The 16,006-nt window shown below is 31.4% G+C and carries 13 protein-coding genes and 1 pseudogene; 10 read left to right on the forward strand and 4 right to left on the reverse strand.

Features of this window, described 5'->3' with window-relative positions; all coding sequences use genetic code 11:
- The first annotated feature begins 17 nt into the window (after positions 1 to 17).
- Positions 18 to 3,188, forward strand: coding sequence for an ATP-binding cassette domain-containing protein (locus ACX9TM_RS12940; RefSeq protein ID WP_063219960.1), 3,171 nt, complete (start codon positions 18 to 20; stop codon positions 3,186 to 3,188).
- A gap of 173 nt (positions 3,189 to 3,361) precedes the next feature.
- Positions 3,362 to 4,174 (forward strand): MerR family transcriptional regulator, encoded by an 813-nt coding sequence (locus ACX9TM_RS12945; protein WP_000472635.1) that lies wholly within the window; start codon positions 3,362 to 3,364, stop codon positions 4,172 to 4,174.
- A gap of 71 nt (positions 4,175 to 4,245) precedes the next feature.
- Here ACX9TM_RS12945 and ACX9TM_RS12950 read toward each other — a convergent pair whose 3' ends face one another.
- Positions 4,246 to 5,472 (reverse strand): MFS transporter, encoded by a 1,227-nt coding sequence (locus ACX9TM_RS12950; protein ID WP_000673890.1) that lies wholly within the window; start codon positions 5,470 to 5,472, stop codon positions 4,246 to 4,248.
- A 340-nt stretch (positions 5,473 to 5,812) separates the two neighbouring features.
- Positions 5,813 to 6,529, reverse strand: a complete 717-nt coding sequence (locus ACX9TM_RS12955) for an SDR family oxidoreductase (protein WP_000029108.1) — start codon at positions 6,527 to 6,529, stop codon at positions 5,813 to 5,815.
- A gap of 353 nt (positions 6,530 to 6,882) precedes the next feature.
- On the opposite strand from ACX9TM_RS12955, the gene ACX9TM_RS12960 reads away from it, so the two are divergent.
- The 5 genes and pseudogenes from ACX9TM_RS12960 to ACX9TM_RS12980 all read left to right on the forward strand — a co-directional run bounded on the left by ACX9TM_RS12960 (position 6,883) and on the right by ACX9TM_RS12980 (position 10,872).
- A complete protein-coding gene (locus ACX9TM_RS12960) occupies positions 6,883 to 7,221 on the forward strand; it encodes a winged helix-turn-helix transcriptional regulator (RefSeq protein WP_000365536.1) in 339 nt (112 codons plus the stop codon).
- 133 nt (positions 7,222 to 7,354) lie between these two features.
- On the forward strand, positions 7,355 to 8,107 hold the full coding sequence (locus ACX9TM_RS12965; protein ID WP_001003873.1) for a class I SAM-dependent methyltransferase: 753 nt from the start codon (positions 7,355 to 7,357) through the stop codon (positions 8,105 to 8,107).
- Between the two features lie 136 nt (positions 8,108 to 8,243).
- Positions 8,244 to 9,077 carry an alpha/beta fold hydrolase gene (locus ACX9TM_RS12970; RefSeq protein WP_000833447.1) on the forward strand — a complete coding sequence of 278 codons (834 nt, stop codon included), beginning with the start codon at positions 8,244 to 8,246 and terminating at the stop codon, positions 9,075 to 9,077.
- Between the two features lie 117 nt (positions 9,078 to 9,194).
- Positions 9,195 to 10,003, forward strand: a pseudogene (locus tag ACX9TM_RS12975) (VOC family protein).
- 116 nt (positions 10,004 to 10,119) lie between these two features.
- Positions 10,120 to 10,872, forward strand: a complete 753-nt coding sequence (locus ACX9TM_RS12980; RefSeq protein ID WP_000242836.1) for an aminoglycoside phosphotransferase family protein — start codon at positions 10,120 to 10,122, stop codon at positions 10,870 to 10,872.
- Positions 10,873 to 10,950: 78 nt separating this feature from the next.
- On the opposite strand, the gene ACX9TM_RS12985 is transcribed toward ACX9TM_RS12980, so the two are convergent.
- The gene (locus ACX9TM_RS12985) at positions 10,951 to 11,277 is read right to left on the reverse strand and encodes a hypothetical protein (RefSeq protein ID WP_002195523.1); all 327 of its coding nucleotides are present in this window, start codon (positions 11,275 to 11,277) and stop codon (positions 10,951 to 10,953) included.
- On the opposite strand from ACX9TM_RS12985, the gene ACX9TM_RS12990 reads away from it, so the two are divergent.
- Positions 11,268 to 12,080, forward strand: coding sequence for a hypothetical protein (locus ACX9TM_RS12990; RefSeq protein WP_001069556.1), 813 nt, complete (start codon positions 11,268 to 11,270; stop codon positions 12,078 to 12,080). The genes ACX9TM_RS12985 and ACX9TM_RS12990 overlap by 10 nt on opposite strands.
- Before the next feature lie 14 nt (positions 12,081 to 12,094).
- Here ACX9TM_RS12990 and ACX9TM_RS12995 read toward each other — a convergent pair whose 3' ends face one another.
- Entirely contained in the window at positions 12,095 to 13,786 is a 1,692-nt protein-coding gene (locus ACX9TM_RS12995; protein ID WP_001190028.1) for a M3 family oligoendopeptidase, read from the reverse strand.
- A gap of 170 nt (positions 13,787 to 13,956) precedes the next feature.
- Here ACX9TM_RS12995 and ACX9TM_RS13000 point away from each other — a divergent pair, with 170 nt between their 5' ends.
- Both ACX9TM_RS13000 and ACX9TM_RS13005 read left to right on the forward strand, forming a co-directional pair.
- A complete protein-coding gene (locus ACX9TM_RS13000; RefSeq protein WP_001225383.1) occupies positions 13,957 to 14,550 on the forward strand; it encodes a DUF4030 domain-containing protein in 594 nt (197 codons plus the stop codon).
- Between the two features lie 70 nt (positions 14,551 to 14,620).
- Complete coding sequence (locus tag ACX9TM_RS13005; protein WP_000280110.1) at positions 14,621 to 15,991, forward strand: aminotransferase-like domain-containing protein; 1,371 nt, start codon at positions 14,621 to 14,623, stop codon at positions 15,989 to 15,991.
- The last annotated feature ends 15 nt before the right edge of the window (positions 15,992 to 16,006 follow it).

Raw genomic sequence — 16,006 nt, forward strand, 5'->3', positions numbered from 1 at the left:
TAAGAATAGAGGTTAATATGAAAGTAAATCAATTAATTGCTAATAACATAAATAAATTAGATGCAACTATACCGTTTAATAAATCGTTTGGAATTGCTGGTTTATCTGGATCGGGTAAAACAACTTTTTGCCAAACAATTGGTGAAGAATCAAAAAAACGATTAGTTTCTTTATTACCAAAGGCTGAATATCAATATTTATTTCCTAACATTATGGAAACAAATTTTAGTGCCATTAAGATGGAAGAAATGCCTTTAGTACTTTTTCTAGGAAAATCATCGATTTCGTCTAATCCGCGTTCAACGATTGGTACTCATACTGGTGTTTTTACAGAGGTTCGGGAAAAACTTGCTGAAGTATTTAATCTTTCTCCAGAGGTCTTTTCATTTAATAATCAATTAGGCTGGTGTACTGGTTGTAAAGGCCGTGGTACTACAAAAAATGTTGAGTGTAAAAAATGTAAGGGAAAACGTTATAGTGAAGAAATTGAACAACATGAAATTGATTTGTTGGCCAAGCCACATTCAATTTCAAATATTAATGATTTAAGTGTTGAATCTATTCTTTCACTAGCAAAAGAATTGAATATTAGTGAAGAAAAACAGCATATACTGCAAAATATTATTAATATGAACATTGGTTATTTAACATTAAATCGAATTATGGGTACGTTGTCAGGTGGAGAGTTAACACGACTTTATTTGGCTGAATTCATGGCAGTAAGTGAAAATGCTGTAATTATTATTGATGAGATTTCAGTTGGACTTGATCATGAAACATTATTACAAATTTTAGAAGAGATTAAACGATTAGGGTGTAAAAATCAAATTTGGCTTATTGATCATTCAGATACAGTACTAGATACATCTGATGAGCAATTGTTCTTTGGACCTGGTAGCGGAAAATATGGCGGGAAAATTGTGGAAGAATCACCAAGACCAAAGTCAATACTGTGGGATCGAAATAAAGAAATACCAACAGAATTTTATACATTCTATGATTTATATTGCCGTAATATCCAAATAGCTGAGTTTCAAATTCCTAAAAACAGGCTTGTAACAGTTACAGGAGAATCAGGATGTGGGAAATCTACACTTGTCAACGAATGTCTAGCTACAGATTTTTTGAAACGATATCCAAAAGATAAATTAGTTATGGTAGGACAAGACCGAAATCAATCAATTACAAGTCGATCAACTGTAGCAACTTTCCTAGATATTAAAAAGAAACTGACAAAGTATAGTGAAGACATTGATGATATTTTTGAGCGCTCGATTGAGGATATTATTGATGAACTTCCAAATGAAGATATCGCTTATAAACGTTTGAGCCTACTAATTAAATTAGGACTTGGCTATTTAACATTAGAGAGAAAAACACAAACATTATCGACAGGTGAGTTTCAATGTGTTCATTTAGTTTCGGAATTATTTGCAAACACTAGAAATCCACATACATTATTCATTTTTGATGAGCCTTCAAAAGGTTTATCACAAAATATTTTAAATCAATTTATCGATAGTATTAGAGGTATTCTGCAAGATGAATCAGTTTCTATCATTATGATTGAGCATAATCGTTACATGTTAGAAAGCTCTGATTATATAGTTGATTTTGGAAAAAGGCAGAATGAATCTGTAGAGCATTTGGATGTTGTTAATCATGAGGATTACTATCGTCAAAAAAGTAATGTGAATAGCACAAAGAAAATAAATATCTCTTCAATGCTTAAGCAGAAAAAAGGAGTTCACTATTTAGAAGAAAATCATATTAACTATTTTAAAAATGCCGAAAATGTTTATAAGGGCGGTATTTTAAAAAGTTTATCATCAATGGCTAGGTTAATTTATGGTGAATATGAATCTGATACAATCGCACCTGTTATTGCTATTGATCTTGAAAGACATTTATATAGTCAATATAGTTTCTTATATGAGATTGGTGGATTAATTAATCATATTGTAGCTGCTCATCCAATTAATAAAGATACGAGAAGTTTTGATTTCTATTCACAGGACAATCATTGTCCATCTTGTTCTGGACGTCTTCAAATTGAAGTTTTTGATAAAGATATTGCCATTCAAGATAAAAGTGTTCCATTTTGGGATGGGCTATTCGATCCAGAAATCATGAAGGTATTAAAATTTTATCAGCATGAAAAAATAGAATTTCTATTCGAAGAAATAAAAAATGAGCTTGGTCACGATTTGTCAAAGAGCTATAATGATATGTCAGAAGAAGAAAAGCATACGTTTTGGTACGGATATTTTGAAAAATCATTTTATGATAAAAAAGGAAAGACACGTAGAACATGGGTAGGGTTTAATACAATTATTGGTGGGTATATTGTTATTTCAAAAGCACCTATTAAAGAAGAAATTAAGAGTTCAAAAAAAATGATGAAATGTCCAATTTGTGAGGGGACGGTTTTAAATCATCATAAACCACTTAAATTTGGTAACGTAGATATTCGTGAAATAATCAATCAGCCTATTAATAAAGTATTGAAAACAGTTGGTGATTTACCGGCACTTGTTACATTGAAGTCTATTGTTGGTGGCGATATGGTATTGACAGAAGATGTTTCTTTATTGCCAAGAAAAGCACAAGTTGCACTGAAGATGTTTGAATTAGAACAAGCAAGCTTTTCAAACTATGAAATGGTGTTACAAAATGTCTTACCATTCTGGAACGAAATAAAAGGAAATATCGAATCCATTAGTGTTAATAATCAAGTAACTGTTTGTGATTTCCCTAATGTTTATGAAACGAGAGAAACCATTATAGATAAGTATTTCACAAATGGTAAATATAAAAAACTTACGTATGTATACGAAGCGTTTGGATACAAAAAATTAGTTACCCAAATTAATAAAATTAAAAAGAGTAATCCATGTCCATTTTGTAAAGGTAAGAAAGTGATAACCGAAGATAATCTACATGATGGTGTCTTTAAACTAACAATTCCATGTGTAACTTGTAATGCAAGTGGTATTAATGACGAAGGGTTAAAAGAAGTTGTTGAGGGCGTGGATGTACAAACGTGGTTAACTGGAAAAGTAAGTGATGTTGTGAATGAAAGCTTATTAACAGAAGCTGTTGGACAAATACCAATTTTTAATCGCATACGTGAGTTGGATAAACGAGATATGATAGCGGTTTATGAATGTCTTGAGAAAAATAACTAGTGATGGATTTGTCAATTGCAGTAGTCATAAAAACAGGAATATAGGTTTTTAATTATATAAATATAACATGTTAAATTGTTATTTAAATCGTTAAAAATAGTTGACCCTCACACAATGTCATTGTTTAAGATAAAGTTGAGCTTCAAAGTAGATGTAACTTATAGGAGGAAATCATGTTTAAAATAGGGGATTTTTCAAAACTATCTTCCATTAGTATACGAATGTTGAGACACTACGATAAAGTGGAATTACTACAACCAGTAAAAGTCGATGAGCAGAGTGGATATCGATTTTATTCAGCAGACCAATTAAAAAAAGTAAATCAAATTCAAACGTTAAAAGCTATGGGGTTTAATATTGCTACCATCAAAGAAATAATAGAATGCGATAATATAGATACCATAAAAGAGCAATTTTTAAATCGTAGTGCTCAAATTAAAGAAGACATGAATAACCTCCAAAAACAATTACGTCTCCTCGAAGACTCAATGAAAACGATGAGAGAGGATGTTGTTGAGATGAATTATCATGTTTCAATAAAAGAAATTCCAGAAAGAACTGTAGCTAGTGTTAGAAAGATTATTCCATCGTATAATTGCGAAGGTGATTTATGGAGTGTATTAATGCAAGAAATTCAAATGAAAAATATTAGTATTGCCCAACCGAGTTATAGTATTGCGGTTTTCCATGATCATGAATACAAAGAAAATGATGTAGATATAGAAATACAGCTAAGTATTCTAGGTAAGCACGAAAATACAAAAGACGTTACATTTAAAAATATGGAATCGACTAATGTAGCTTCTATAACAGTTAATGGAAGTTATGAACAGATGACAGCTGTAAATGAGGCTGCGGCAAAATGGATTGAGACAGAGGGTTACAAATTAGCAGGCCCGATGTTTAATATTTATCATGTGAGCCCAGCGATGGAATTGGATCCTAATAAGTGGGTTACAGAAGTTTGTTATCCAATAAACAAATAAGTAATAAAAAAAGGCATGTTTTATGCCTTTTTTTATTTTGTTAATATCTCAAAATGTATAATTTTTCCTCTTTACAGTTTTCGTATCGGACTACATAAGGCAATAAAGACTTCAATTATTTTAGTAAAAGCAGCTAAAGCAAATATAAATACAGGATTGTAGGCTGAAATAATTCCACCTACTAATGCCCCCAATGGCATAGATAATCGTGTAAGTACACGAGAAAAACCTAAAACACGTCCTTGCAAATTGGATGGAACAGTTTCCTGCCGAATTGATGTAACAATCGTATTCCATGTGATATTACATGTCATCGCGATTCCGAAAGCAATTCCAGGAGCAAGCCAATATGTACTCCATAAAGCAAATGTTAATCCAAGCGCTCCAAAAAATAGGAGTAAAGGAATAAGTATACCACGTCGAAATTTCTTTTCTAAAGGAACGGCAATTAAGCTTCCTAAAAGCCCACCTATTCCTATTAAAGTATAATTATAACCACTTTGTGCGGAGGTAAGATTTAATGTCGATAATAAATAATACATAAGTACACCTAAAACAGCACTTGCTCCAAAGTTACCTACCATAGCTTGAAGTGACAAAGCTATATTTAACCGATCATTTATGAGCCATTTAAATCCATCAAACAAATCATTTAGTACATTTTGCAATGTTTTTTTATCAGTATTCTTTTTATTTAAGTTTTTCATAGAAGGTAATATAATCACAGCAATTAATGTAGCAATAAATGAAAGAACATTAATCCAAAGTACTTGAAAGCCGCCAATAAAAGATATGAAAAGCCCAGCTATGATTGGACCAAACAAACTAGCCAATTGATTAACCATTTGATATAAAGAATTAGCCTTCGTTAATGATGCACCTGCGATGTGTGGAATGACTGTAACTGTTGTTACATCAAAAAGCATGGACATAACTGCTAAGATAAAAGTAATTACGTATAAATGCCAGACTTCTAATAGATGTAATGCATGTAGAATTGGTACGAGACTTACTAAAATAATATTGATAATATCCGCCATCCAAAGTAACTTTTTTCGATCATATCGATCAACTAGTACACCAACTAAAGGGCCAAATAAAACGATTGGCAATACGTTAACAGCAAATAAAGAACCCATAATTACAGCTGAACCAGTTAATTGATAGGCAATCCAAGGCAGTGCAAAAGTATATAGTGAATCCCCGATTCGTGAAATGAGTAAACCAAAAATAAAAATCTTGTATTCTTTTGAAAAAGTTGTCTTGACAGTTAATCTTCGTTCTTGTACAAATTTCACAATTATATGACCTCCCTTTTTTATAGAGGAATTTGAAAATAATCCGTCCAATACGTATTAAATATAGAATTCTGTAAGAAGTTGTTGAATCCTACTTTATAATATTGATTTTATATAAAATTGTAGGGAATAGAAATTAGGGCGGTTTTTATGCGAGGAGACGGAATGATTTGAGAACAAAAGGGGTTGCTGGATAAAGAGTTAATCTTATGACCTTTTCCGCAATTATTGTTGTTAGCAGAACTTTTGAAAGAAGATCCTACATTAATATATCCCTTTTTTAGTTAATAATAGCCTCCTTAATACTAGTTAATACAAGGAGGCATTAAATTTTTAATAATTAATGGTATGTGTACCCTCCATCAGGAAATAATACATTACCCGTAGTAAAACTATTTTGCATTAAATATAGGACAGTATGTGCAATTTCATCATTAAATCCAGCTCGTTGTACAAGTGAAAGAGATTTATAAGCTTCGTAAGCAACTAGTCTATTTTCATTTTGTTCATTTTCTCTTTGTATTGTTCCAGGAGAAACCACATTAACTCTAATAGGAGCTAATTCCACAGCTAAAGCCTTCCCTAAACTTTCAATAGCACCATTGCAAGCTCCATAAGCAGGAGCGCCTTTAAGTGGTCTTTGACTAAATGCACCAGACATTAACACAATCGATCCAGAGTTTGAAAGAAAAGGAATTGCATATTTTACGGCATAATATTGAGGCCAAAACTTTCCGATGAAGCTACTTTCAGCAATTTCCTCTGTAGAGGTAATCGGTCCAAGTGTGTAAGAGGCTCCCGGTGTGAATAAATGATCAAAGTTCCCAACTATCTTGAAAAAATTTTGTAATTGCTCTTTATTTTGATTATCCAATATATAAGTTTGAAGATGATTGTTATTTATTACTTCTCGAGCAACTTTTAATTTTTCTTCCGAGCGTCCGGCAATAATAACATGTGCGCCTTGTTTAATTGCTTGTGTTGCTGTTGCTAATCCAATACCAGAACTCCCGCCAATGATAACAATACGGCTATTTTTTAATGTAGTAATAGACATATTTTAGCCACTCCTTTAATAAAAAATTTAGAATATAACTAACTGTGCTATGCTTTTATTATTCGCTAAAAGGGAGCAAGTGAAAAGTACGCACTTTATATGTACATAGTCGCAAATTTCGTACTAATCGCTATACATGCGGATAAGTAATAGGAAAAATTTCTAAATATGGTTTATCCGGCATTCACGGGCAGTAAAACTCTCACCTCAAAGTTAGGAAAATGCAAGGAAGTTAGGTAAGAGATCAATTGCCCGTAAAAGCTCGATTGGTTCAACTAATAATCAGTGTGGGATGAACAAAACCCCCACTGATTAAAGTTTCACTTTATGATATCTGAGGAGAGGTGAGAAAAATGGATTTACAAGAACCGAAGTTAAAAGGGGTAATAGCAACATTACAAATAATCGGTGGGAAATGGAAGTCACTCATTTTGTTTATTTTGCTAACAGATGGAATGAAACGTTTTGGTGAATTAAAGCGATTGATACCAGATATATCTCAAGGGACGTTAGCGAAGCAATTACGTGAATTAGAGCAAGATCAACTAATAAAACGCGAAATTTATCAAGAAATACCACCTAAAGTAGAATATTGCTTAACTGAACATGGAAAAACAGTCAGTACTGTTTTGGATAGTATGTGTAGTTGGGGAAGAGGGCATTTAGAATATATAGATAAAGATAAACCATAAAAATGTTATGTAAACTTATTGTAGTGTGAAGGGAAATGTTGTTTTAATAATTTGTATTTTATAATATATAATTAAAGAGTGTCGTAGGTTATTATACATATTTAATTTATTTTTACAAAGGGGAAGTAATAAGATGAACGAATTAGAGTATAAAAGCTTCTATGATAAAGTAGGAAGATTAAATGGATGGGATTTTAGCAAAATAAAATGTGAAACTGTAGGAGATACATGGGACTTTTATAGTGAGGTAAAAGAAAGGTGTAAACCATCACATATTTTACTTGATGTTGGTACAGGCGGAGGAGAAAATGTACTTAACATAGCATCATCAGCTAAATTGTTGATTGGAATTGATAATTCTAACGGCATGATTGCAACGGCACATTCTAACTTGAAAAAATCAGGTGTACAAAATGTTGAGTTTCTTCAAATGGGTTCTGAAGCTTTAACATTTCCACATGCACATTTTGATATTGCTTCAAGTTGTCATGCCCCGTTTCTGGCATCTGAGTTAGCGAAAGTAATGAAAAAGGGTGCCTTTTTCTTAACACAACAAGTAAGTGAGAATGATAAATTAAACCTGAAAGAAGCATTTGGTAGAGGACAATGCTTAGGTGAACGGGATGGTACTTTAAAAGAAAATTATATGAATGAACTTATTAGTGCAGGATTTGATCTCGTGCAAGTACGTGAATATGATGTTACTGATTATTACAGTAGGTCTGAAGATCTCATTTTCTTATTAAAACATACCCCTATTATTCCTAGATTCGGAGAACAGGAAGAGGATTTTACTATTTTACAAAAGTTCATTGATACGTATAGTTCTGAAAAAGGGATTCGTACGAATTCAAAAAGATTTATGATTATTGCTGTTAAATTATAATGTATTTTAGTGTAAAAGCTGCTTTTCATTTAAAGAAAAGCAGCTTTTTGTGTGGAAAAGAATACAGGAAATACTTGAAAATAATAGAAATAAATAAAGTGTAAATTAAAAAATCAAAATATGGAGGATAAATGTTTTGAAACGTTACTATATTAGCAATGAAAAAATAAATGTACATATTACTGAATGGGGGAATAATGACAAGCCCGTTATCTTTTGTTTACATGGATTAGGTAGTACGAGTTTAAGTTTTATAGAAATTGCTGAGGAATTAAAAGAAGAGTATAGATTTATCTCCGTTGATGCACCTGGACATGGTAAAACACCGCCATTTGAAAGAACAGAAGATTATGAGATGCACAATTTAGCAAATTGGTTAAATGAAATAATAAATGAATTGAGAATCAAATACTTCTATTTTCTATCACATTCATGGGGAAGTTTTGTAGCGTTATTTTATTTGTTAAATCATCCAGAAAAAGTACAAGGAAGTATTCTTATTGATGGTGGATATCAAACAAAAAGGCTTCGAGAAGAAACGTTGGAAGAAGAAATTGCTTATTATGAAAAGGACTTTGATAAATATGTTTTTAATAATTGGGACGAATTTTTCAAAAGTGAAAAAGAAGCTTATACTAGATGGTCTTCATTGTTAGAAGTTGCTGTAAAGGATCTAGGGATCGAAATGGATAATAAAGTATGGTGGCATGCCAGGGGGAATACAGCTAGTAATATAATAAGAGGTATGCATAAAGATGAAACAATAGATATATATGAGAAGCTACCGGCTAATATTGTATTACTTCGAGCTACAGTCCCACAAGTTTGGGCGGATTATAGAGATAAGACAGTAAATGTTTTTAAAGAGAAAACGGACAGTATAGTAAAAGTAATTCCTGATACTACACACATGTTGCACTGGGATAAACCAGAAATTGTTATAGCGGAAATAAAAAATAATTGGAGCTAACATATTCATACTAAAGTTGTAGTTTCTATATGAAAAATCCATCCTTCCGTTTGATTTTATCTATTTATAAGTGTAATACAATACGAATAGATAATAAGAAATGAGGGGGAATGTAAAGTGATTACACATATATCAGATATAAAACTACAAACGGTTTCCATAGAAGGGGTAAAACAAGTTTATAAGGACATATTATCTTTTCCAATAAAAAAAGAAACAGCATCCTTCATTCAATTTGAAGTAACACCTTATACAACAATTAGTTTTCAAGAAGTGTATGAACCAATCGCACCTGCACATTTTGCTTTTGAAATTCCATATTCAAAATTCCATATTCAAAATTCCATGAAACAGCAAAATGGTTAAAGGACTCTGGATTACTCATTGTAAAATGGCAAAATGGAAATGTAATTGGTGAAGAGAATGGTCTATTCAATTTATACTTTAAAGACGGAGATGGAAATCTACTCGAAATTATCGCACATAGTTATGTTAAAGAGGATGTATTAGTACCACACTCACCTTTAAACATTTTATACGTAAGGGAAATTGGTCTTCCTGTTAAAAGTGTACCTGTTTTTACGGAATGGTTAAAATCAAATCTAAATATGAAAACGATGGAAGATGGGGATATTTTTAACTTTGTTATAGGTGGCACTGCATATATCGTCGCGACTTGGTGGCAGCGACCTTGGATTCCAATCGCGATGAAAGCTCTATCACCGAAAGTATACGTTTCTTTCGGAACACCAGACGTCGCATTTTTACAGCGAATCCAAAATAACTTTAAGAAAAATAGTGTATCATTTGAATGTAAACGTAATGAAGTATCATTTATTGAGCAAGGATATACATTTTCAATTGTGCATACATTAGAGTTTCATTCTGATATTCCTAAACAATTAAACTTACCGCTTTCTATTTAAGGATGAAAAGCGGTAAGTTTTTTGTATATTCGTGAAGAAGGTTTTAGCTAGGGTTACAGTGAATTTAAAGAGAAGTACAAGGTGTTATTTTAATTTATGTTAAGGGGAGAAATGAAGTGGTTTTAGGTAATCCAATTGCAAAAGGGAATACTGCAGAAATTTATTTAACTGATGATAAGGTTGTAAAATTATTTAAAGATTACCTCCCAGATACAGAGTCTATGAATGAAGCAAAAAAACAAAAATATGCGTATTCATGCGGGCTGCCAGTTCCAAACGTATTTGAAGTAATAAAGATACAAAATAGACAGGCAATTATTATGGAACATGTAAAAGGGGACAACATTGGTGATCTTCTGCTTAATAATTTAAATGAGGCAGAGCGTTATATCGGCCTTTGTGTTAATGAGCAAAAAAAAATCCATGCTATACATGTAAATACAGATGAAATGGAGTTAATGAGGGAAAGGTTAGAGAGTCAAATTAAATCTGTACATAAATTGGATGAAAACAAAAAGAAAAACATATTACTAAAATTAGATTCTATTACATTTGATTTTAGGCTATGTCATGGAGATTTCCATCCATTTAATTTAATTTTGAGTAAGGAAGAGAAAGTGAAAGTTATAGACTGGGTAGATGCTAGTTCAGGGGATATTCGCGCAGATGTATTTCGAACATATTTGTTGTACTCACAATCTTCGGTAGAATTAGCTGAGATGTATTTACATATATATTGCAGTCGTACCGGCTTATCAAGAGATGAAGTTTTTCAATGGGCTCCTATAATTATTGCAGCTAGATTTTCTGAAAAAGTATCACCGCAAAATGAAGTGTATTTGAAAAGATTATTGAATCAGTATTTATAAGTCATAAAAAAGGCTGTCAGCTAATTAATAAATGCTGTTGTTTAACCAAATTTTCCTTGCAGTTAAACAACAGCATTCTTAAATATTGATATAGGTATTCTTATTTTCGATCTTCATCCTATAAAGGTTCATAATCCGTACTTGTTCCTCCGTTAATTCTTCTTTATCCCAATACATATGCATTAAGCTATATTCAAAAATCTCCTTTAATTTAATAAATAACGGAAACTTGTCTTTCATCTCTTTTGGTAGCTCATTTTCCTTTTGGTAGCCTTCAAATAGTGCTTTTGTAATAGAATACTCATAGTCAACGATATTCCCATTTCCAGCAAATGAATATTCTATCGCACTATAAATAGGAACGGCTAAATCGAATATGTAAAAATGTTTTTGGAATGAATCCAAGAGAATATCAACTTAACAAAATGCCTATTCAATCATTTGTTAAACTAAATTTAAATAAAGAAGGGGCGTTTAAAATGAATATTTCTAGAAAAATAGAGTTTGAACAGTTACGAGATAGGAAGAGTGAGCTATTTGATAAAGAGGTACTTAACATATTAAATGGTCAAGTTATGTATGAAGAATTTAAAAACGAAAAGCTAATGGGTGATTCTGATTATGCACCATTTAATGAGGCAATGTGTGTGAACCCTGCTACTACACAAGTTTTTGATGAGGATTTTATTAAAACAAGAGCGGAAGGACATAACAGTTCCGTAGAAAGTTATACAAAAAAGGTTATAGATCCGTTAGAAAAACTTTTTACGAAAAATTATAAATGTATTGTTTTATGGTTTGGTGAAGATATGTTTTGTCAAATGAACCTACTTACCATACTTTCTCACCTTGAACAGTCTGTTTATGAAGGGAAGGTATACTTAAATAGCTTTAGAGAGGATGAATTTAAAGTAAATCAAATTGAACTTGAATTGGGGAAGTATTCTTCTATATACAATGAAGTATTAGTAAACCATAAAAAGACCTCCCATAAGGTACCACCTGTAATGTATCAGGCTATAGACTTATTTTTAGAAATGTTAACAGAAGATAATGCAGTAATGAAATTCATTTCTAAAAATAAAGATTTATCAACTCAAGAATTATTAACGAAGTTGTTTCATCTTTTTCCTACAATCGGATATGGAGATACTCAGTACATAGAACTGATTAATAAAATAAAGAAGAAAGCTACACCAAAAATATAGGTGCAGCTTTCTTCTTATAATTGCTCAAGTAATTCTAATTCTTTTTCTACAAATAGCATTAGTTCTTTAATTGTTTCACCAGAAAAATCAAAACGAATACCGGCTGCATCATACACGTCTTTTATAGATTGCGAGCTTCCTAGTGATAATGCCTTTTTATAATTTTCTAGCGCTTGCTTAGGATCCTCTTTATATTGTTTATACATTTGTAATGCACCAAGTTGGGCGATCGCATATTCAATATAATAAAATGGTACTTCAAAAATATGGAGTACAGGTAACCAACTCGTTGCTATCCAGTTTTCGTAGCCATCAATATGTATGACGCTAGACTGATAATGTTTTTGAAGTTGTAAGTATTTTTCATTTCTTTCTTTAGAAGTATGACTTGGATTTTCATACAGCCAGTGTTGAAATTGATCGACAATAAGCATAATAGGTAAATATGAAATAACATCTTTAAAGAAGTTAATTTTTGCTTGTTTTAAATCTTTTTTGTCTGTATAGAAGGTATCCCAATAATTAAGCGAGAATAACTCCATTGTCATACTGGCTAGCTCAGCTGTTTCAGCTGGAATTTCTATATACTGTCGTAATTTTAATGGTTTTATGAGTTCGTTATGAATACTATGACCCATTTCATGTATAAAAGTGACAATATCATCTTGTGTATAATTTAAGTTCATAAAAATATAAGATAATTGTGAAGCTGGTAAGTACTCACAAAAGCCACCAGCTGCTTTTCCTTTGCGGCTTGTTAAATCAAGACAATTGTGTTTATACATTCGGTTTAAAAGTGCTGAAAATTCAACATCTAGTTTATTAAAGATATGAGTGCTCTTTTCAATTAAATCATTTTCATTTGCAATAGGTTTAAGTACTTTTTGATCTGGAGTTACAGCTGATACATCCCACGGGCGAAGTGTATCCAATTGCAGTTTATCTTTTTTCTCTAGCAATATTTTATCTTTAAGAGGCACAACATACTTACGTATGGATTCAGCTAGTTCATAGCAATCTATCGCTGAATAATCAAAACGCTCGTATTTTTTGAACATATAATCGCGATAATTCTCTAGTTGAATATTTTTTGCTTTTTGATGGCGAATTTCAATTAATTGATTTAATATGTTTTGCAGTTCTTTTTCAACAGATAAAAATTGTTCAGAAATAATGGTTTTTGCCTTTTTACGGGTGTCACGATTCGAATCTTGTAAATAGGATTGTAATTCTGTTATCGTTTTTTCTTCTCCGTCCCAAATTCCACTTAATCCTCCAGTGATTTCAAAGTACTCTGTGACTAATTTGTCTTCCTTTATTTCTAATTCGATATTTTCCTCACAAAATAACTTTTGAGCATTTTTTATTTTTGTATCTAATAAACCATATACATTAGAATCTAATTCCATTCGAAAAGGTGACTCTAAATATTTATTATCCAATAAATTTTGGTATCGCTTTAAAAGTGGCTTTACAAATTGTTGATCATGTTCAAAAGTATCCTTTATTTCTTCATCATCCGTATTACATTGAAAGGCGATGTAATGTGATCTTAATTGTTCTTCGATGTCCCAAATTACTTTTGACTGCTCTTTTAACCAATTTTCAAGGTCTAGTTTTGAAGAAATCATTTTATTTAATAAAGTCGAAAGAGTTTTTTCCAATTGTAGTACATTACTAATATCAATCGTATTTACACGTTGCATTATATATCCCTCACTTTGTATTTATTCATAGAGATATTCTATTTATTAATTGTAATTCCCTTGTTAAGTGGGGTAAATGTGAAATAATGTTAAATTTAATAATTAAAGAAGGTATTTATATGTCAAAGTAAAAAGTTTATCGTAAATGAAAATATATGGAGGGGTGCTGCATGAGAAAGGGAAAGAAGTTACTTGTATTTTTATTTCCACTTGCTTTATTATGTGCCTGTGAGAATGACATTGAAGATGCTAAAAGTGAAGATTCTATAGTGATGGATATTGCCACAGCAGCGGTAAAGGAGGAATCTTTTTTTAGTGCTGCTATAAGAGATGAAAAAGAAAGAATATTAGATTTAGAGATTGCTGATAGCGAAGATAGTAACGAAATAAAAAATGATATTAATAAAAGATTGGTGATACAAGGTGTAACGTCTTATAAAATCAATATAACTCAAAGAAATAGAGAAGTTGTAAAGGCAGAGAGTAGATGGAATCAAGTTTTTGGACATATATTTGATGACGTATTCAGAAAAAATGGATATGAAGGGTTTGGTATTCAGCAAATAAATTATAAAAAGAATCAACCTGTTACCATTGATATAAAAACTAAGATTAGCGATGATGAAGTAGGGGCGAGAGAACTTGGACAGAAAATAGAAAAAGAAGTTGAAGTTGTACTTAAAACAGAAGCAGTAAAGAAATGGATTGAAAATGATTCATATGCTATTGGGATTTACGATATAGATGATCGGAAAATTAACTAATTGAGGAATGAATGCTATATGAATGAAAAATCGATATAATTAAATATAGAATTACTGAAGGAGGTGTAAGATGTATAAGTATTTACATATTTTAAACGACATAGAAAATATGATTAAAAATGGAGAAATAAGAGAAGGAAAGAAATTACCGTCTATACGGTCACTCGTTACGCAATATGAATGTAATAAGGCAACAGTTATACGTGCGCTTCATGAATTAGAAAAGCGTCACATTATATATTCTGTCCCTCAAAGTGGATACTACGTTGTTAAAAAATCAGAGAGTACTATAGAAAATAACGAGATAATTGATTTTGCCTCCTCAGCACCAGATCCAGATGTTTTTCCGTATTTAGATTTTCAACATTGTATTAATAAGGCTATTGATACGTATAAAAATGATTTGTTTGTATATGGAACGCCGAAAGGCTTACCATCTTTAATACCAGTTATTCAAAAACAACTAGCAAATTATCAAGTCTTTACAAAAGAAGAAAATATTTTTATAACATCAGGTGTTCAGCAGGCACTTGCTATATTAACTTCTATACCATTTCCGAATGGAAATGAAACTGTATTAATTGAACAACCAACATATCATCTATATATTGATTATCTAGAAATAAATAAAGTTCCTGTAATCGGTATTAAACGTACGAATGAAGGTATCGATTTGAATGAATTGGAGCAAATATTTCAAACCGGAAAAATAAAATTCTTCTATACGATACCGAGATATCATCATCCGCTTGGAACGTCTTATTCTAAAGATGAGAAAGAAAAAATCACACTATTGGCTAAGAGATACAATGTATTTATAGTGGAAGATGATTATTTAGCAGATTTAGAAACTGATTCAAAAGCAGATCCATTATATAGCTTGGATAATTGTAGTCATGTCATATATTTGAAAAGTTATTCGAAGATTATTTTTCCAGGTTTACGGGTTGGAGTTGCGGTCATTCCACCATCCATTGCAAATGCGTTCTATACATACAAAAAGATACTAGATATTGATAGTCCGATGATTTCTCAAGCGGCTTTAGAAATTTATATAAAGAGCGGTATGTTTGAACGTCATAAAAGTAAAATTAATTCTTCCTACTATAATAGATCAATAAAACTAGCAGAAACATTAGAAAAAGTGCAAAATGAAGATCCATCATTATTTACATATAATAGACAAAACACATTTGGAATACACACTTGTTTAGAAATGCAGAAAAACACAGTTACAGAAACACTTATACAAAAATTAGGTGGCAGGCAAATAAGTGTCGATACTATTGATAAGAATTATATGAGGAATTTTCCTAAAGAAAAACTGTTAAAGTTAAATGTTTCGAATGTAAAAGAAGATAAGATTGAAGAAGGTATTCGTAAAGTAATTGAGGAAATCAAGCAATCAGGGCGTTTAGATTTTCAATTTAAAAAAGAATAATACGTATAGGAAGGT

The organism is Bacillus sp. LH1 (assembly GCF_057924895.1).